The following is an 18,000-nucleotide window of genomic DNA, read 5'->3' as shown; positions in this document are numbered from 1 at the left end:
GTCGGCGCGGCGACCACGCCGCCACGCCCGTCATCAACCCTGCGGCAACAACTCGAATGCGACCGGCTCGCCACTGGCCGAGGACGCGCACACCCACAGGTCGAACAGGCCCGGCTCGGCCACACACTGCCCGTCGCGGCCGGTGAAGGCCAGCGCGTGGCGATCGAGGGTGAAGCTGACCTCCATGCCTTCGCCCGCGGCCAGCCGCACCTTGCGGAACGCCTTCAGCTCGCGCACCGGGCGCACCCGGCTGGCGACGCGGTCGTGGATGTACAGCTGCACCACTTCCTCGCCCTCGCGCTCGCCGACGTTGTCGATGCGCGTGGTCACGGTCAGGGTGTCGTCCCAGCCGACCTGGGTGCGGTCGAGCTGCGGCACGCCGTAGGCGAACTGCGTATAGCCGAGGCCATGGCCGAACGGATACAGCGGCGCATTCGGCACCTCGCGCCAGCGCGACTTGAACTCGCTCATCGTCGGCAGTTCCGGCCGGCCGGTGCGCGGGTGATTGTAGAAGTACGGCTGCTGCCCGGCATCGAGCGGGAAGCTCACCGGCAGGCGCGCGGACGGGTTGTAGTCGCCGAACAGCACGTCGGCCACCGCCGGGCCGGTCTGCGTGCCCAGGTACCAGGTCACCGCGATCGCCGCGGCATCGCGCACCGCGCCCTGCAGCGCCAGCGCGCGGCCGTTGCGCAGCAGCACCACCAGCGGCGTGCCGGTGGCGGCCACCGCCTCGGCCAGCGCCTGCTGCGCCGGCGGCAGCACGATCTGGGTGCGCGACTGCGCCTCGCCGCTGTAGCGCTGCGGCTCGCCCAGCGCCAGCACCACCACGTCGGCGGCGCGCGCAGCGGCCACCGCGGCCTCGATGCCGCCGTCCAACGGCGCTTCCAGCGCGCAGCCCGGCACCACGGTCAGCGCCTGCGCGTCGGCCAGCGCGGCGCGCACGCCGGCTTCCAGGGTCACGTAGCGGCTCTTGTCGCCGAACAGGGTCCAGCAGCCCTCGATGTTGTCGCGGTCCTGCACGAACGGACCGATCAGCGCGATCTTCTGGCCCTGCTTGCGCAGCGGCAGCACCGGGCCGTCGTTCTTCAGCAGCACGATCGAGCGCCGCGCCGCGTCGCGCGCCAGTGCATCGTGCGCGGCGATGTGCGACGGGTCGGCCTCGCGCGCCGGGTCCAGCGAGCGGTACGGATCGTCGAGCAGGCCGATCGCTTCCTTCAGTTCCAGCACGCGGCGCACCGACGCATCCAGCAGCGCCATCGGCACTTCGCCGTCCTCCACCAGCGACGGCAGGTGCGCGGCGTAGAAGCCGCTCTGCATGCTCATGTCCATGCCGGCCAGGAACGCCTTCTTGGTCGCGTCGCGCTCGTCGGCGGCATAGCCGTGCGCGATCAGCTCCATGTCGGCGGTGTAGTCGGAGATCACCACGCCGGGGAATTTCCACTCGCCGCGCAGGATCTCGGTCAGCAGTTCGTGGTTGGCGCTGGCCGGCACGCCATTGATGTCGTTGAAGGAGGTCATCACGCTCAGCGCGCCGGCGCCGAAGGCGGCCTGGAACGGCGGCAGATGCACGTCGCGCAGGGTCTGCGGGGCGATGTCGACGCTGGCGTACTCCATGCCGGCGGCGACCGCGCCATAGGCGGCGAAGTGCTTGGGCGTGGCCAGCAGTGCGTCGTCGGCGCGCAGATCCGGCCCGTGGAAGCCGCGCACGCGTGCGGCGGCGAAGGCGCAGCCCAGCACCACGTCCTCGCCGGCGCCCTCGGCCCCGCGGCCCCAGCGCTGGTCGCGGGCGATGTCCACCGCCGGCGCGTAGGTCCAATGGATGCCGGCAGCGGTGGCCTCGACCGCGGTGGCGCGCGCGGTGCGCTCGGCCAACTCCGGCTCGAAGCTGGCGGCCTCGCCCAGCGGGATCGGGAACACCGTGCGCATGCCGTGGATCACGTCCGCGGCCAGGATCACCGGGATCCCCAGCCGGCTCTCCTCCAGCGCCACCTGCTGGATGCGCCGCCCCAGCTCCGCACCGACGCCGTTGAACAGCGAGCCGACCCGGCCGGCGCGCACCTGCTGCAGCACCTCGTCGGCATTGCGGACGTTGGCTTCCGGATTCACGTCGGGGGCGAACGGGCGCACCATGTCGGCGAAGACGCCGAGCTGGCCGACCTTCTCCTCGACGGTCATGCGGGCGATGAGCGATTCGATACGATCCGAAGCCATGGGGTCCTTTGAGAAAACGTTTACATAGCCGCCAATTCTAGCTCTGCGGCCAGTCGATGGGGCAAGTTCCGGCGCCGGAATCGCCTATTCATAAAACTGTCTACCGACCGGGTCCGGCCCGGCCGCCGCGCACCATACGCCTGCGGACGGATGCCGCATGGGGGAGCGACGTGATGGCACGGCCGAGATGCCCCGCCTCGCAAGGGCCGCGTCGCAGCCGCCGGCCACCGGCACGGCGGCGCCCGCGGCGGCTCAGGAGCTGAAGTAGGCCTCGGCGATGGCGTTGTGCAGGTGGCCGAGGTGGGTCTGGATCTCGTCCATGAACCCGGCCGGGTTGTGCGCGGCCAGGTAGGCCGGGTCGGCATTGCGCACCAGCCCGCTGATGCGCATCAGCGCGCGCTCCACCGGCGGCCGCGGCGGCATGGTCGGCAGGATGTGCTGGGCGCGGACCAGGCAGAACTGCACGCTGCGCGGGAAGTCGTTGTTCTGCAGCAGGAAGCGCAGCGCCTGCTCGCCGGTGACGCGCTGCCGCACGTGGCGCCGGTACATCTGGTAGGCGGCCTGCGCGCGCAGCACGCTCATCCATTGCATGGCCTGGTAGGCCTCGCGGTCGTCGGCCTGGCGCGGGGTGATCAGGCCCGAGGCGCCGGCATCGATGATGCGCGTGGTCATGTCGGCCTGCTCGATCGCCGTGCCCAGGCGCAGGAACTGGAAGCCGATGTCGCGGCTGACGTTGGCGGTCAGCAGCCCGGACACCTTCAGGCAGGCGTCGGTGACGTGGGACAGGAACTCCATGCGGTAGCGGCGGCCGACGCTGCGCTCGCCGTTGGCGTCGATGTGCAGGTGCAGGTCGTTGACCGCTTCCCAGATTTCCTGCGGCAGGGTGTCGCGGATGCTGCGCAGCAGTTCGCGGGCGTAGCGCACCGAGCTGCGCAGCGAGGACGGATTGCGCTCGTCCAGCAGCAGGAAGCGCACCACGTCGGCATCGCCGACGTCGTCGCCGGCATTGGGGAACCACAGCGCGAAGATCTCGCCGGCGCCGACCGTGTCGATCATCGGCCGCCAGGCGAAGCGCACCGAGCGCGGCAGGTCCAGCTGCAGCAGGCTGCCCACCCCCACCAGCCGCGCGGTGGTCTCGGCGCGGCGCACGTAGCGGCTGAACCAGTAGAGGTTGTCGGCGACGCGCGAGAGCATCAGTCCGGCTCCTCGTCCAGGTCCACCACCCAGGTGTCCTTGGCGCCGCCGCCCTGCGAGGAATTGACCACCAGCGAGCCCTCCTCCATCGCCACCCGGGTCAGCCCGCCGGTGGTCACGTACACGTCCTCGCGGGAGAGGATGAACGGGCGAAGGTCCAGGTGCCGCGGCGCCGGCCCGGCCTCGGTCACGATCGGCGCGGTGGACAGGCCCAGGGTCGGCTGCGCCATGTAGTTGCGCGGGTCGGCCAGGATCAGTTTGCGGAACTGCTCGCGCTGGCGCGTGGTCGAGCGCGGGCCGATCAGCATGCCGTAGCCGCCGGACTCGTTGGCCGGCTTCACCACCAGTTCGTCCAGGTGTTCGAGCACGTACTGGCGGTCCTTGTCGTCGTGGCACAGGTAGCTGGGCACGTTGGGCAGGATCGGCTCCTCGTCCAGGTAGTAGCGGATCATCTTCGGCACGTAGGCGAACACCACCTTGTCGTCGGCCACGCCGGCGCCCGGCGCATTGGCCAGCGCCACCTTGCCGGCGCGCCAGCTGCGGATCAGCCCGGCCACGCCCAGCACCGAATCGGCGCGGAACGCCTCCGGATCCAGGAACAGGTCGTCGACCCGGCGGTAGATCACGTCGACCCGGCGCGGCCCGTACACGGTGCGCATGTAGGTGCAGTCGTCGTCGGCCACGAACAGGTCGTCGCCCTCGACCAGCTCGATGCCCATCGCCTGCGCCAGGTAGGCGTGTTCGAAGTAGGCGCTGTTGAAGATGCCCGGGGTCAGCAACGCGATCACCGGCTGGTCGCCCGGGCGCGGCGACAGCGCCGCCAGGGTGTCGTAGAGCTGCGCCGGGTAATCGTCCACCGGCAGGATCGCGCTGGTCTCGAACAGTTCCGGAAACACCCGCTTGGCGACCATGCGGTTCTCGAGCATGTACGACACGCCGCTGGGAATACGCAGGTTGTCCTCCAGCGCGTACAGGGTGCCGTCGGCGTCGCGCACCAGGTCCGAGCCGCATACGTGCGCCCACACCCCCAGTGCCGGGGTGATGCCCACGCACTGCGGGCGGAAGTTCACCGAGTGCTCCAGCAGCATCGCCGGGAACACCTTGTCCTTGATGATGCGCTGGGCGCCGTAGATGTCGCCGATGAACAGGTTGAGCGCGCGCATGCGCTGCTTCAGCCCGGCCTCGGTGCGCTGCCATTCGTGCAGCGGGATCACCCGCGGGATCAGGTCGAACGGCAGGGTGCGGTCGACGTTGCGGCCGTCGGAGTAGACGGTGAAGGTGATGCCCATGACCCGCGCGGCGACATCGGCGGCGAGCTGGCGTTCGGACAATTCGCGTCCACTGAGGCTGGACAGGTACTCGATGACCCGGCGCGCGGCCGGACGTGGCTGCCCGTCGGACTGGATCAGCTCGTCGAAGGTGGCCGTGCGGTACTTGCTCCAGTCCATCGCGCCCCTTGTTGCTGTGGGCCGGCGGCGAAACGCGCCGGCATGTTGTCCCGCAACATGCCCGCAGTCGTGACGGCCGTCAAGCCGCCGGCGGCGGGACGGCGTCCGGAGCGCGGCGGATGCGCGCGCTGTCCATGAACATCGCGTCGCTGGACGCCTGGAACACGCGCAGGTCGAAATTGGGCAGGATCGCCAGCAGATGGTCGAACAGGTCCGCCTGGATCTGCTCGTACATCGCCCAGCGGGTGTCGTTGGCGAAGCAGTACAGCTCCAGCGGCAGGCCGTTGGCGCCCGGCTCCAGTTGCCGCACCAGCAGGGTCATGTCCTGGCGCACGTGCGGGCTGGCGCGCAGGTAATGTTCGACGTAGGCGCGGAAGGTGCCGAGGTTGGTGATCCGGCGGCCGTTGATCGGCGCCACCCCACGCTCGGCCAGCGCCCCGTTCCACGCGCCGATCTCGTCGCGCTTGCGGTCGATGTACTCGCGCAGCACGGTCAACTGCCGCATCTGCTCGATCTCGGCATCGTCGAGGAAGCGCACGCTGTGCTGGTCCAGGTACAGCGCGCGCTTGATCCGGCGCCCGCCAGCCTCGCTCATCCCGCGCCAGTTCTTGAACGAGTCGCTGATCAGCTTCTTGGTCGGGATAGTGGTGATGGTCTTGTCCCAGTTCTGGACCTTGACCGTATGCAGCGCGATGTCGATCACGTCGCCGTCGGCGTTCTGCTGCGGCATCTCGATCCAGTCGCCGACGCGGACCATGTCGTTGGAACTGATGGTGACGCTGGCCACCAGCGACAGCAGGGTGTCCTGGAACACCAGGATCAGCACCGCCATCATCGCGCCCACGCCCGACAGCAGGATCACCGGCGACTTGTCGACCAGCACCGACACCATCAGCACCGCCGCGACCACGCCGAGCACGATCTTGAGCAGTTGCATGTAGCCCTTGATGGGCTTGTTGTGCGCGTCCGGGCGCCGTTCGTAGACGTGGTTGAGCAGGTCCAGCACCCGCGACAGGGCCAGCGCCACGGTCAGCACGATGAAGGCGGCGCAGACGTTGCGCACCACGCTGACCATCGCCGCCGGCAGGTGCGGCACCGCGCCGATGCCCAGCGACAGCACCAGTGCCGGGATCACGTTGGCCAGGCGCGGGATCACGCTCAGCTTCACTTCCTTGTCGCTGAGCACGGTGGCGCGCAGCACCCGCCGCAGCCCGCGCAGCAGAATGCGCTTGGTCACCCAGTTGGCCAGCCACGCCGCCAGCAGCAGCGCCACGATCACCATCGCGTCGTAGGCCCAGGGATACGGCGCCAGGGTGTGCTGCAGGTCGGCGAAGAAACGCGCGCCGGGCACCGCCGCCGGCGCGGCGCTGGCGAACGGCAGCGATGCCTGCGTGCTCATGCGCGGCTGCGCTCGATGATGACCCCCACCGCCTGCGCCCCGCGCACCGCGCCCGGCTTGCTCAGCTTCAGCCGCAACCAGCGCACGTCGAATTCTTGCAGCACCGCTTCCGCGCAGCGCTCGGCCAGCGTCTCCACCAGCCCATAGCCGGACTGCTCGACCAACTCCACCAGGCGCTTGCTCACCGCCTTGTAGTTGAGCGTATCGGCGATGTCGTCGCTGGCCGCGGGCTTGCGGTTGTCGAAGCCCATTTCCAGATCGAAGCGCAGCGTCTGCCGGATCCGCCGCTCCCAATCGTAGATGCCGATCAGCGCGTCGATCTCTAGACCTTCGATGAAGACTTTATCCATGAGGAGCCGGTATTCGGGAATGGGGATTCGGGAATGGTAAGAGCGAAAGGCAAAAGCAAAGCAAAAGCAGAGGCAGCAGCGGAGCCGCTTTACGAATCCCCAATCCCGACTCCCGAATCCCGCGTTGCCGCCGCAAGCGGCGGCAACGTCGCCATGTCCCAACGCGGCGTCACCTGCACCGCGGACGCGGCATCGTGCAGGCCGGCCTGCAGGCGCAGGGCGCCAGCGAAGGCGATCATCGCGCCGTTGTCGGTGCACAGCGCCGGGCGCGGGAAGCAGGCGCGGCCGCCGCGGGCCTGCGCCATCGCCTGCAGCTTGGCGCGCAGGCGCAGGTTGGCGCCGACGCCGCCGGCAACCACGATGGTGTCGCTGCCGGCTGCCTCCAGCGCGCGTTCGCACTTGATCGCCAGCGTGTCCACCACCGCATCCTCGAAACCGCGGGCGATGTCGGCGCGCACCGTCTCGGACTGGTCGCTGTCGCGCCAGGCCAGCAGCACCTGGGTCTTGAGTCCGGAAAAGCTGAAGTCCAGGCCGGGCCGGTCGGTCATCGGCCGGGCGAAGCGGAACCGGCCCGAGGTGCCCTGCGTGGCGAGCGCCGCCAGTTGCGGGCCACCCGGATACGGCAGCCCCATCAGCTTGGCGGTCTTGTCGAAGGCCTCGCCGGCGGCGTCGTCCAGGGTCTCGCCGAGCAGGCGGTAGCGGCCGATGGCCTCCACCGCGATCAGCTGGGTGTGGCCGCCGGAGACCAGCAGCGCCACGAACGGCGGCGCCGGCGCGCCGTGCACCGGGTCCGGGTCCTCCATCAGCGGCGCCAGCAGGTGGCCTTCCATGTGGTGCACGCCGATCGCCGGCACCTCCAGCGCCCAGGCCAGGGCGCGGGCCACGCCGGCACCGACCAGCAGCGCGCCGACCAGGCCCGGACCGGCGGTGTAGGCCACCCCGTCCAGGTCGCGCACCCGCAGGCCGGCCTCGGCCAGGGTCTGGCGGATCAGCGGCAGCAGCTTGCGCACGTGGTCGCGGCTGGCCAGCTCCGGCACCACCCCGCCGTACTCGGCGTGCAGGGCGATCTGGCTATAGAGCGCATGCGCACGCAGCGCGGCCGCGCCGGAACGGGTGGTGTCGTAGACGGCGACGCCGGTTTCGTCGCAACTGGATTCGATGCCGAGAACGTTCATGGGTGCATTGTGCGGCCGAATCGGCGGCAGGCCAAACGCGGCGCTTGCAGCCGCGAAATCTGTCGCTATAATGTGCGGCTCGCCGGGCCTGACCCGGTCACCATTGTGTCCCGGAGATTCCATGCCCAGCGTTAAAGTCCGCGAGAACGAGCCCTTCGAGTTTGCGCTCCGTCGCTTCAAGCGCACCTGCGAAAAGGCCGGCGTGCTGGCCGAAACCCGCAAGCGCGAGTTCTACGAAAAGCCGACCCAGGAACGCAAGCGCAAGGCCGCTGCCGCGGTGAAGCGCCAGTTGCGTCGCACCTCGCGCGACGTCACCAAGCGCCAGCGTCTGTACTGAGGATCGCGGCCTGCGGTAGCGGGATGTGCCGGTTTCGGCATCCGCTACGGTAAGCCCACGAAGCCGGCACGCGCAAGCGTCGCCGGCTTTTTGTGCATCTGCCGCTTTGGCCAGGCGATCCGCCCCGCGCCAGGCATCGGCCCCGCCCCTGTTCCCTCGGCGCCCGCGCGCCGCCTCGGCCACACGGCCTGCGCCGGCGCGCTTGCCTAGAATGCCTTTTCCCCTTTTCTCTTCCCTGTGGAGCCCCTCATGACCCTCAAGCAGCAGCTCACCGACGACATGAAGGCCGCGATGAAGTCCGGCGACAAGCACAGCCTGGGCGTGATCCGGCTGATCAACGCCGCCATCAAGCAGAAGGAAGTGGACGAGCGCGTGGAGATGGACGACGCCGCGGTGATCGCGGTGATGGACAAGATGGTCAAGCAGCGCAAGGACTCGGTGAGCCAGTACCAGGCCGCCGGCCGCGACGACCTGGCCCAGGTGGAGCGCGAGGAGATCGTGGTGATCGAGCGCTACCTGCCGAGCAAGATGGGCGAGGCCGAGATCGTCGCCGCGATCCAGGCGGCGAAGGCGCAGACCGGCGCCGCCAGCCCGGCCGACATGGGCAAGCTGATGGCCGTGCTCAAGCCGATGCTGGCCGGCAAGGCCGACATGGGCCAGGTCTCGGTGCTGGTCAAGCAGCAGCTGGCCGGCTGACGTTACCGAAGGATTGGCGGGCGGCGGGCTTCACCCGCCTTTCGACGCCGGGCTGCTACAACGCCCGGCAAGCCCGCGCCTCCTTCAGCGCGCAGTGCGGGACCGGCGTTGCGACGCCGCGCGCCGAAGGTCCCGCGCCCATGTCCCTGCCCCTGTCGTCCGATCGCCTGCACAAACACCTCGACCGCCTGCAGCAGAGCCTGCCGGCCGCACTGGTGCGGCGCTTCGTCGAGATCGACGTGATGACCCAGGCGGCCTCGCTGTCGTTCTATGCGCTGCTGTCGCTGGCGCCGCTGCTGGTGCTGCTGCTGTGGCTCACCGCCTCGCTGTATCCGCAGGCGCAGGAGGCGCTGATCGCACAGATCGGGCAACTGGCCGGGCACGGCGCGCGCGAGGTCGCGCAGACGGTGATCGACAACGCCAAGAACCAGCCCAACATCGGCTCGCTGGCCGGCCTGTGGAGCACCCTGCTGCTGTTCGTCGGCGCCACCGCCGTGTTCGCGCAGTTGCAGAACGCGCTGAACCTGATCTTCCGCACCGACAAGCAGCGCCTGGACGGCCTCATGGCGTGGCTGAAGAAGCGCGTGTTCTCCTTCGGCGTGGTGCTGGGGCTGGGCTTCCTGCTGCTGATCTCAATGATCCTGACCACCGTGCTGCAGGTGGTGTTCGCGCGGATGCCGTCGCTGCTGCCGGCGGTCGGCTATATCTCGACCCTGGCGATCTACGTGCTGGCCTTCGCGGTGCTCTACCACTACCTGCCCGACCGCCGGGTGGAATGGCGCCAGGCGATCATCGGCGGCGCGATCACTGCCTGCCTGTTCGTGGCCGGGCGCTATGCGATCGGCCTGTACATCGCCACCGCCGCGCCGGGCAGCGCCTATGGCTCGATGGGCGCGCTGGTGATCCTGCTGGTGTGGATCTACTACGCCACCGTGGTGTTCTTCGTCGGCGCGCTAATCACCGCGGTGATCGACGAGCGCCTGCGCTCGCACAGCAAGCTCGTCGCCGCCGGGATCGACCCGCGCAGCGCCGCACAGGCACCGCCCTCGCCCTGACCGCACGGCGCTGCGCCACGCAGGCAGCGCGCCCAGCGTGACGGCGCACGCGCGTGGCATCCTATGCGGATGGCCCGCATCCCCGACGCATTCATCGACGACCTGCTCGCCCGCACCGACATCGTCGAGGTGATCGGCACGCGCGTGCCGCTGAAGCGCCAGGGCAAGGAGTACGCGGCGCGCTGCCCGTTCCACGACGAACGGTCGGCCTCGTTCACGGTGTCGCCGACCAAGCAGTTCTACCACTGCTTCGGCTGCGGCGCGCACGGCACCGCGATCAGCTTCCTGATGAACTACGACCGCCTCGAATTCCTCGACGCGGTCGACGAGCTGGCCAAGCGCGCCGGCATGGACATCCCGCGCGACGCCCAGCAGCGTGGCGCCGCGCAGGCCGCCGGCGACGACCACCGCGACCTGTACTCGGCACTGGAAGCGGCGGCCAAGTTCTTCCAGCGCCAGTTCGACGGCAGCGACAAGGCGCGCGCCTACCTGGACGGCCGCGGCGTGGACGCCGAAAACCGCGCGCGCTTCCAGATCGGCTACGCCCCGGACGGCTACAGCGCGCTGAAGGACGCATTGGGCACCGACGAACGCCGGCTCAAGCTGCTCGACCGCGCCGGGCTGTTCTCCAAGAACGACCGCGGCCACGTCTACGACAAGTTCCGCGACCGGGTGATGTTCCCGATCTTCGACCGCCGCGGCCGGGTCATCGCCTTCGGCGGCCGCGTGCTCGACAAGGACGACGGCCCCAAGTACCTGAACTCGCCGGAGACCGCGCTGTTCCACAAGGGCCGCGAACTGTACGGCCTGTGGCAGGTGCGCCAGGCCAACCAGAAGATCGAACGGCTGATCGTGGTCGAGGGCTACATGGACGTGGTCTCGCTGTTCCAGTTTGGCGTCACCCAGGCGGTGGCGACGCTGGGCACCGCGACCACGCCGGACCACGCCGAACTGCTGTTCCGCAACGCGCCGGACGTGTTCTTCTGCTTCGACGGCGACGCCGCCGGGCGCCGCGCCGGCTGGAAGGCGCTGGAATCGGTGCTGCCGCGCATGAAGGACGGACGCCAGGCGTTCTTCCTGTTCCTGCCCGACGGCGAGGACCCGGACACCATCGTGCGCAAGGAAGGCGCCGCGGCCTTCGACGCGCGGCTGGTCCAGGCCACGCCGCTGTCGCAGTTCTTCTTCGACGAACTCTCGCGCGAGATCAACCTCGGCACGCTCGACGGCAAGGCGCGCCTGGCCGAACGCGCACGGCCGATGCTGGCGCAGATTCCCGACGGCGCCTTCGGCGACCTGATGCGTCAGCGCCTGGCCGAACTCACCGGCATCGGCGCCGCCGCACCGGCGGCCGCCACGGCGGCGGCGAGCCGGCCAGCGCCGCGCACGCCGCGCCCGGCGCACAAGCGCAGCCTGGTGCGCGAGGCGATCGTGCGCCTGCTGCAGGCGCCGTCGCTCGCACTGGACCTGCCGCCGCCCTACCCGTTCGCCGGCCTGCGCCTGCCGGGCATCGAACTGATGATCGAACTGCTGCAGATCGTGCATGCGCGCCCGGAAATCACCACCGGCGCCCTGCTCGAACACTTCCACGAACGCGAGGAACTGGCCGCGCTGCAGAAGCTAGCGGTGCAGGAGATCGCCGGCGAGACCGCCAGCTGGCGCCAGGAACTGCACGACGTGGTCGTGCAGCTGGAAAAGCAGACACTGCAGCAGCGCCTGGACGAACTGCAGGCCAAGCAGCGCGCGCAAGGCCTGGACGAGACCGACAAGTACGAGCTGCGGGAGCTGTTGAAGGCGCGTGCGGGGCTGCATTAGCTGCGATGCGCCAATGCTTCAGGCATCGGCGCCAGCCACGCAACGTGCGTGGCCGGCGCGATGCCAGACATCGTCCCTGCAGTCAGCCGTCGATCAAGACAATCAGCCGCCCGCAGCAGCGGTGGACGCGGTGAACGCCGCACGATCCTTTGCCTGTAGCGCGCGTATGCCCGCAGCAGCCTCGTCCAGACGGGTCGCCTGCACCTGCAACAACGCATCGGTATCGATCTCCGCACTGCGCAGCGCGTAACCCAACGGCACGACCGGCGTCAGCCAATCGGCGATCAGCGTTTGGTATGCGGTTCCGTGCTGGATTGCCATCTGCTTGAGAAACGCGAATGTATCGGTCGGCGGGGAGCCGCTGCGTGTCCCTTGCAAGGATTGATTCGCGATCTGGCTGTAGGTGATGCCCGACGCCAGCGCGTTGATCCGGGCCAGGAAGACGAACGCCTCCACGCCGGGGATCGTTCCGTTGTCGTAGATGTGAGGGATCTCGCCCAGCATCTCCGGTACCCAGGCATGCGGCACCACGTCGAGCGTATTCCACATGTCGTGATTCCATGCCTGATACGGCTTCTCGCCGATGGCCGGCGGCGGCAGCATCTGCGCGCACACTTCCGCGAACGCCGCATTTCCCGGCGTGGCGCCAGCGGTGGCATAGCAGTACACATCCTTGCAACCAGCGAGCAGGCCTCTGCTCTTGAACCAGGTCGCCATGGTCGGCGACAACGCGCCGCCCAGGCTATGCCCGGTGAAGACCACTGTCGCGCCGCTTTGCTCCACGGTTTTCAGGAACCCGTCGAGCGTGGTGCCGGGTGCGGCCGCCGAGGCGGGACTCACCATATTGAGCAGGTGCCAGACACCCAGGGCGGTCCCCATGGAAATGACCGGTGTCTTCGGCAGAATCAGCTTGCCCGCCGCAACGGGTCGAGACGACGCCAACGGGTCGTACTTCGCGAATTCGACCGTGGAAGCGACGTCGAAATCCTCCACTAACCAATCGTAGGGCGAAGACGGATTGGTCGCGCAGATCGCCACCACATACACATCGCCGGCAATGCCATTCACGTCGCTCGACTTGGCGACGAACATCGCGTTATCCGAGCGCACCGACTCCTTCGCTTGCCAGATTTGCGGTCCCCATACCACGTCCCAGGTACCGATCGCCGTTTTTGCCGGCTCCGAACCGAGCGTTGCATGCAACACACGTTGATAGTCGGCCTGTATCGCCGAGGCGACGCCATGCCGGCGGCTGACCCAATTGGCCAGGCTCGAAAGCGCAAAAACGGTCTGGTACTGGTCGTACGACATGTGCAAGCTCCTAGTCCGTGGCAATGCCTGGAGGAGCGGGAAGCGCAAACGCGTGCACGACGCGCCTGCGTGCCCGGCGCGCTCCCCATCGACCGGGTGGCCGCAATCTAGCAAGCGGCCGGTACGCGCATTTGACCGAAACGGCCGGCAGCGCAACATGTCTGCGAGTTGTCTACGTCGTGCGTCCGGATTCGCGCGCGGGCGCCATGCTTTCTAGAATGCACGACTCCCCCGCTCGACTTTTCTCCATGCTCAAGTCCTGGCTCGCGCGCCTGCGCATCGAACCGTTCACCCTGGCGCTGCTGTGCACGGTGCTGCTGGCCTCGCTGCTGCCGGTGCAGGGGCGCGCGGCGTCGGTGATGGACGTGGTCACCGACCTGGCGATCGCCGCGCTGTTCTTCCTGCATGGCGCGCGGCTGTCGCGTGCGGCCATCGTCGCCGGCGCGCTGCACTGGCGCCTGCACCTGACCATCTTCGCCGCTACCTTCATCCTGTTCCCGCTGCTGGGCCTGCTGTTCAAGCCGCTGTCGCACTGGCTGCTGACCCCGGACCTGTACATCGGCGTGCTGTTCCTGTGCACGCTGCCGTCCACGGTGCAGTCGTCGATCGCCTTCACCTCGATGGCCGGCGGCAACGTGCCGGCGGCAGTGTGCAGCGCCTCGCTGTCGAGCCTGCTCGGGGTGTTCCTGACGCCGATGCTGATGGGCCTGCTGGGCGGCGCGCAGAGCGCCATGTCCAATCCGCTGGAAGCGATGGGCAAGATCATGCTGCAACTGCTGGTGCCGTTCGTCGCCGGCCACCTGCTGCAGCGCTGGATCGGCGGTTGGGTCGAACGCCGCCGCGCGGTGCTGCGCTACACCGACCAGAGCACCATCCTGCTGGTGGTGTACACCGCCTTCAGTGCGGCCGTGGTCGAAGGCCTGTGGCGCAAGACGCCGCTGCCGGCGCTGCTCGGCGTCGCCGCGGTCGGCGTGGTGCTGCTGGCGCTGGCGATGACGCTGATCACCTTCGGCGCGCGGCGCCTGGGCTTCTCCCGCGAGGACGAGATCCCGATCGTGTTCTGCGGCTCCAAGAAGAGCCTGGCCACCGGCGTGCCGATGGCCAAGGTGCTGTTCGCCAGCGGCAGCCTCGGTGCGATCGTGCTGCCGGTGATGATCTACCACCAGATCCAGCTGATCGTCTGCGCGGTGATCGCGCAACGCTACGCGCGTGCCGCAAAGGGGGACGCGCAGCAGTAGCGAACACCACGCGGAGGCAACCGATGCGGCGGCCATGCCGGCGCGACCGCAGGACGAGCGGCGTTCCGCGCGACGCCGCCACGGCATATGCAGATGCGCAGGCGGCATGTGCAAGCGCGGCAGGGGCTGCGTACAGTAGACGGCCGGCACGGCCGGCGCCGTGCCTCCCTCCCCACCCGGTGCCCCCATGAGCCGCATGTTCCGCCGTTCCGCGACGATCTCCGCCAGCCTGGCCACGCTGCTGGCGCTGGGCGCCTGCCAGAAACCGCCCGCGCCCGCCGCGCCCAAGGCCGCCACACCGGCGCCCGCCGCCGACAGCGCCGGCATCGCCTGGCGCGAGGGCGACGTCGACGATGCCTTCGCCGAAGCGCGCGAACACGACAAGCCGGTGCTGCTGTACTGGGGCGCCGCGTGGTGCCCACCGTGCAATCGGCTCAAGGCCACGCTGTTCAAGGACCCGGCCTTCATCGCCCGCACCCGCGCCTTCGTCGCGGTGCACCTGGACGGGGATTCGGAGGGCGCCCAGGCCTGGGGCGAACGCTTCGGCATCAAGGGCTATCCGACCATCATCGTGCTGCGCCCGGACCGCACCGAGATCACCCGCCTGGCCGGCGACAGCGATACCGTGCGCCTGGCCGAGGCCCTGCGCGTGGCCGCGACCCGCACCACCACCTCGGCGCAATTGCTGCAGCAGGCGCTGACGGCGCCGGCCACGCTCGGCGCCGACGACTGGACCCTGCTCGGCGAATACGGCTGGGCCGTGGATGCGGCGCAATTGGTCAAGCCGGGTGAGGCGGCCGACGTGCTCACGCGGCTGGCCGCCGCCGCGCCGCAGCCGGCATTGCAGCGCCGTTTCGCGCTGCAGGCGCTGGCGGCGCAGGATCCGGCCAAGGCTGCCGCCGTGGACGCCAGGCACCGCGCCGCCGATCGCGCCCTGCTGCAGGCGGTGCTGGCCGATCCGGCCGAGGTGCGCGCCAATCGCAGCACGCTGACCTATGCGGCGCGCGAGCTGGTGCAGGCCGCGGCCAGCGACGCCGCCGAGCGCACTGCGCTGTCGAGCGCGCTGACCCATGCGCTGGACCAGGTCTACGCCGACAGCAGCCTGCCGATCAGCGATCGCCTGGACACCGCCGCCGCGGACATCGCCCTGGCGCGGTTGGCGCAAGGCCAGCCGGCCGAGGCCGGCGATGGCCCGCATCCGCCGCTGTCGCCCGCGGTGGTCGCCAAGGTGCAGCAGCGCGTGCAATGGGCCGAGCAGGCCGCCAAGACCGACTACGAACGCCAGTCCACCATCAGCACCGCCGCCGGCCTGCTCGACGAGGCCGGCGACAGCGCCGGCGCCGAACAACTGCTGCTGGCCGAGCTTCAGCGCAGCAAGACCCCGTATTACTACATGCCGGAACTGGCCAGCCTGGCGGAGGCGCGCGGCGACAAGCAGACCGCGCTGTTCTGGCTGAAGAAGGCCTACGAGAGCGCGCAAGGCCCCGCCACCCGCGTGCAGTGGGGCGTGCTTTACGTCGACGGCCTGGTCCGGCTGCAGCCGGACAATGCGGCCGCGATCGAGGCGGCCGCCGGACAAGTGATTGGGGAATTGGCCGGCCAGCCCGACGGCTATCACCAGCGCACCCGGCAGCGCTTCGACACTCTGGCCAAGACCTTGCAGACCTGGAGCAAGGGTCATGACGGCCGCGCGGTGCTCGCGCGGCTGCAGCACAAGATGCAGCAAAGCTGCGGCAGCCAGCAGGGCGACGGCTGCCAGCATTGGCTGGGGTGAGGGCGAGAGGCGCGTCACGCACGGCGACCGTGCAACGCGCTGGCGGCGGCCTCCGGCGCGTTGCACGGTCGCCATTCTCTGCAGATCCGGTGCGCCGCGTCGCCGCGGCGCGATTGCCACCACGCCGAACGATGAACCGTAGGCAGGCCTCGCGCAGCGGCGCACCATGGCGCGCCGTGCGCTCGACCGTTTCCGATCAGGCCGCCACGCGGACCGGCGTCGCTGCCTGACCGGCGCCCTGGCTGCCGGGGCGGCGGCCGCTACCGGTATGCGCGTTCAGGCCCTGCGCCTGCCCTTCCAGCGCGCGCGCGGCCTCGGCCATCTTTTCGACCAGCGCCGCGTTCTGCTGCGTGGCGGTGTCCATCTGCACCACGATCTGGTTGACCTGGCCGATGCCGGCGCTCTGCTCCCGGCTGGCGCCGGCGATGTCGGTCATGATGCGCTGCACTTCGCGCACCGAGCCGAGCAGTTCTTCCATGGTGGCGCCGGCGCGCGCGACCAGCGCCGAGCCGCGATCGACCTGCTCGCTGGAACCGGCGATCAGGCCACGCACTTCCTTGGCCGCGTCGGCGCAACGCTGGGCCAGGCTGCGCACTTCGGTGGCGACCACCGCGAAACCACGGCCCTGCTCGCCGGCACGCGCGGCTTCCACCGCCGCGTTCAGCGCCAGGATGTTGGTCTGGAAGGCGATGCCGTCGATCACGCTGATGATGTCGGCGATCTTGCGCGACGCGCTCTCGATGCCGGCCATGGTCTGCACCACGTCGCGCACCACCTCGCCACCGCGCTGGGCGACGTCGCTGGCGCCGTCCACCAGGCGGTTGGCGTGGCCGACGTGCTCGACGTTGCGCTGCACGGTGCCGGTGATCTCTTCCATCGAGCTGGCCGCCTCTTCCAGCGCCGCGGCCTGCTGCTCGGTACGCCGGGCCAGGTCGCTGTTGTCGTCGACCATTTCCGCCGCCGCGGTCTGCAGCGTGTGCGCGGCCTCGCCGAGCTGGCGCGCGGCATGAATGTCCAGCAGGGCGCCGACCGCGCGCAGCGGGGTGCCGTCGGCGGCGCGCTTGGTCAGGCCGCGCGCGCGAAACCAGCGGTACTCGCCGTTCTTCAACTTCAGGCGGTATTCGATGTCGAAGCCGGTGCGGCCGGTACGGTCGTTGAGGTGCGCGGCGAATGCGTTGAGCGCGAACTGCGCGTCCTCCGGGTGCAGGCGCGAGGACCAGCTGTCGAGCACGTTGGGGAATTCGGCCTCGGAGCCGAAGCCCAGCAGCGAGCGGAACTGCGGCGACCACCAGAACTCGTTGGACGGATTGATCGGGTCGCCGGCGATCACGCTCATGTCCCACAGGCCGTCGTTGAGCATGTCCTGGCCCAGCTCGAAGCGCGTCAGCACGATGTCCAGGAACGCCTCGCGTTCGCGCCGCTCGGTGATGTCGGTGAGTGCGCCGGCCACGCGCAAGGGGGTGCCCTGGGCATCGCGCTGCGTGGTGCCGATCGCGCGGAACCAGCGGTACTGGCCGTTCTTCAGTTGCAGGCGGTAGTCCACGTCGTACGGGGTCTGGCCGCTGCGGTCGCCCAGGTGCGCGGCGAACGCGTCCAGCGTGGCCTGCTTGTCCTCCGGGTGCAGGCGCGAGGCCCAGCTGTCGAGCACGTTGGGGAAGTCCAGCTCGGAGGAGAAGCCCAGCATCGCGCGGAACTGCGAGGACCACCAGAATTCATTGGCGGGGTTGATCGGATCGCCGGCGATCACGCTCATCTCCCACAGGCCGTCGGTGGTTGCCTTGGTGACCAGGTCGAAACGGACGCGCATCTCGTCCAGATTGGCGAGGGCGCTGTCGGCCTGCGCACGCGCGCGGTCGCGCTCGGCCTCGGCCTCACGCAGGCGCTCGGTCAGTGCCTGCAGCTTCGCCGCGTCTTGCTTACTCTTGCCCCACATGAATGTCTCCGCGGCTTTGCCGATTTTGGTCGTTCGCTCGGTAACGACCGCAGCCGGCAACACTTGA

The 18,000-nt window shown here is 69.5% G+C and carries 14 protein-coding genes; 6 read left to right on the top strand and 8 right to left on the bottom strand.

Annotated features, from left to right (window positions below):
* Positions 1 to 33 precede the first annotated feature (33 nt).
* From AC1PK7_RS02515 to tsaD, 6 genes are all read right to left on the bottom strand, one after another.
* Positions 34 to 2,211 (bottom strand): glycoside hydrolase family 3 N-terminal domain-containing protein, encoded by a 2,178-nt coding sequence (locus AC1PK7_RS02515; protein WP_481099755.1) that lies wholly within the window; start codon positions 2,209 to 2,211, stop codon positions 34 to 36.
* Positions 2,212 to 2,463: 252 nt separating this feature from the next.
* Positions 2,464 to 3,405 (bottom strand): alpha-E domain-containing protein, encoded by a 942-nt coding sequence (locus AC1PK7_RS02510; RefSeq protein ID WP_010341632.1) that lies wholly within the window; start codon positions 3,403 to 3,405, stop codon positions 2,464 to 2,466.
* Positions 3,405 to 4,853, bottom strand: coding sequence for a circularly permuted type 2 ATP-grasp protein (locus tag AC1PK7_RS02505; protein ID WP_481099754.1), 1,449 nt, complete (start codon positions 4,851 to 4,853; stop codon positions 3,405 to 3,407). Before AC1PK7_RS02505 ends, AC1PK7_RS02510 begins: the two co-directional genes overlap by 1 nt.
* A 79-nt stretch (positions 4,854 to 4,932) precedes the next feature.
* Positions 4,933 to 6,252 (bottom strand): mechanosensitive ion channel family protein, encoded by a 1,320-nt coding sequence (locus AC1PK7_RS02500; protein WP_481099753.1) that lies wholly within the window; start codon positions 6,250 to 6,252, stop codon positions 4,933 to 4,935.
* Complete coding sequence (gene folB / locus AC1PK7_RS02495) at positions 6,249 to 6,602, bottom strand: dihydroneopterin aldolase (protein WP_160945708.1); 354 nt, start codon at positions 6,600 to 6,602, stop codon at positions 6,249 to 6,251. Before folB ends, AC1PK7_RS02500 begins: the two co-directional genes overlap by 4 nt.
* Positions 6,603 to 6,691: 89 nt before the next feature.
* Positions 6,692 to 7,777, bottom strand: a complete 1,086-nt coding sequence (tsaD, locus tag AC1PK7_RS02490; RefSeq protein ID WP_481099752.1) for a tRNA (adenosine(37)-N6)-threonylcarbamoyltransferase complex transferase subunit TsaD — start codon at positions 7,775 to 7,777, stop codon at positions 6,692 to 6,694.
* Positions 7,778 to 7,898: 121 nt separating this feature from the next.
* Between tsaD and rpsU the strand changes: the two genes are divergently transcribed.
* The 4 genes from rpsU (at position 7,899) to dnaG (ending at position 11,677) form a co-directional block, all read left to right on the top strand.
* Positions 7,899 to 8,114, top strand: coding sequence for a 30S ribosomal protein S21 (rpsU, locus tag AC1PK7_RS02485; RefSeq protein WP_003465342.1), 216 nt, complete (start codon positions 7,899 to 7,901; stop codon positions 8,112 to 8,114).
* A 249-nt stretch (positions 8,115 to 8,363) separates the two neighbouring features.
* Complete coding sequence (locus AC1PK7_RS02480; protein WP_010341627.1) at positions 8,364 to 8,810, top strand: GatB/YqeY domain-containing protein; 447 nt, start codon at positions 8,364 to 8,366, stop codon at positions 8,808 to 8,810.
* Positions 8,811 to 8,950: 140 nt separating this feature from the next.
* Entirely contained in the window at positions 8,951 to 9,865 is a 915-nt protein-coding gene (locus tag AC1PK7_RS02475; protein WP_481099751.1) for a YihY/virulence factor BrkB family protein, read from the top strand.
* A gap of 69 nt (positions 9,866 to 9,934) precedes the next feature.
* Positions 9,935 to 11,677 carry a DNA primase gene (gene dnaG, locus AC1PK7_RS02470; protein ID WP_481099750.1) on the top strand — a complete coding sequence of 581 codons (1,743 nt, stop codon included), beginning with the start codon at positions 9,935 to 9,937 and terminating at the stop codon, positions 11,675 to 11,677.
* 102 nt (positions 11,678 to 11,779) lie between these two features.
* Here the strand turns inward: dnaG and AC1PK7_RS02465 are convergent, their stop codons facing one another.
* Positions 11,780 to 12,988, bottom strand: a complete 1,209-nt coding sequence (locus AC1PK7_RS02465; protein WP_481099749.1) for a lipase family protein — start codon at positions 12,986 to 12,988, stop codon at positions 11,780 to 11,782.
* A 248-nt stretch (positions 12,989 to 13,236) separates the two neighbouring features.
* Here AC1PK7_RS02465 and AC1PK7_RS02460 point away from each other — a divergent pair, with 248 nt between their 5' ends.
* Positions 13,237 to 14,226, top strand: a complete 990-nt coding sequence (locus tag AC1PK7_RS02460) for a bile acid:sodium symporter family protein (protein WP_481099748.1) — start codon at positions 13,237 to 13,239, stop codon at positions 14,224 to 14,226.
* Between the two features lie 187 nt (positions 14,227 to 14,413).
* A complete protein-coding gene (locus tag AC1PK7_RS02455; RefSeq protein WP_481099747.1) occupies positions 14,414 to 16,000 on the top strand; it encodes a thioredoxin family protein in 1,587 nt (528 codons plus the stop codon).
* Positions 16,001 to 16,196: 196 nt separating this feature from the next.
* Here AC1PK7_RS02455 and AC1PK7_RS02450 read toward each other — a convergent pair whose 3' ends face one another.
* Positions 16,197 to 17,933 (bottom strand): methyl-accepting chemotaxis protein, encoded by a 1,737-nt coding sequence (locus AC1PK7_RS02450; RefSeq protein WP_481099746.1) that lies wholly within the window; start codon positions 17,931 to 17,933, stop codon positions 16,197 to 16,199.
* Between the last annotated feature and the right edge of the window lie 67 nt (positions 17,934 to 18,000).

The sequence above is a fragment of the Xanthomonas sp. NCPPB 3174 genome (genome assembly GCF_056725205.1).
This window is presented reverse-complemented; position numbering and strand designations above follow the sequence as displayed.

Coding starts and splice junctions, on each gene's coding strand:
- dnaG (WP_481099750.1), top strand. CDS start 9,935: ATGGCCCGCATCCCCGACGCATTCATCGACGACCTGCTCGCCCGCACC.
- AC1PK7_RS02515 (WP_481099755.1), bottom strand. CDS start 2,211: ATGGCTTCGGATCGTATCGAATCGCTCATCGCCCGCATGACCGTCGAG.
- AC1PK7_RS02505 (WP_481099754.1), bottom strand. CDS start 4,853: ATGGACTGGAGCAAGTACCGCACGGCCACCTTCGACGAGCTGATCCAG.
- AC1PK7_RS02460 (WP_481099748.1), top strand. CDS start 13,237: ATGCTCAAGTCCTGGCTCGCGCGCCTGCGCATCGAACCGTTCACCCTG.
- folB (WP_160945708.1), bottom strand. CDS start 6,602: ATGGATAAAGTCTTCATCGAAGGTCTAGAGATCGACGCGCTGATCGGC.
- tsaD (WP_481099752.1), bottom strand. CDS start 7,777: ATGAACGTTCTCGGCATCGAATCCAGTTGCGACGAAACCGGCGTCGCC.
- AC1PK7_RS02465 (WP_481099749.1), bottom strand. CDS start 12,988: ATGTCGTACGACCAGTACCAGACCGTTTTTGCGCTTTCGAGCCTGGCC.
- AC1PK7_RS02450 (WP_481099746.1), bottom strand. CDS start 17,933: ATGTGGGGCAAGAGTAAGCAAGACGCGGCGAAGCTGCAGGCACTGACC.
- rpsU (WP_003465342.1), top strand. CDS start 7,899: ATGCCCAGCGTTAAAGTCCGCGAGAACGAGCCCTTCGAGTTTGCGCTC.
- AC1PK7_RS02480 (WP_010341627.1), top strand. CDS start 8,364: ATGACCCTCAAGCAGCAGCTCACCGACGACATGAAGGCCGCGATGAAG.
- AC1PK7_RS02475 (WP_481099751.1), top strand. CDS start 8,951: ATGTCCCTGCCCCTGTCGTCCGATCGCCTGCACAAACACCTCGACCGC.
- AC1PK7_RS02455 (WP_481099747.1), top strand. CDS start 14,414: ATGAGCCGCATGTTCCGCCGTTCCGCGACGATCTCCGCCAGCCTGGCC.
- AC1PK7_RS02510 (WP_010341632.1), bottom strand. CDS start 3,405: ATGCTCTCGCGCGTCGCCGACAACCTCTACTGGTTCAGCCGCTACGTG.
- AC1PK7_RS02500 (WP_481099753.1), bottom strand. CDS start 6,252: ATGAGCACGCAGGCATCGCTGCCGTTCGCCAGCGCCGCGCCGGCGGCG.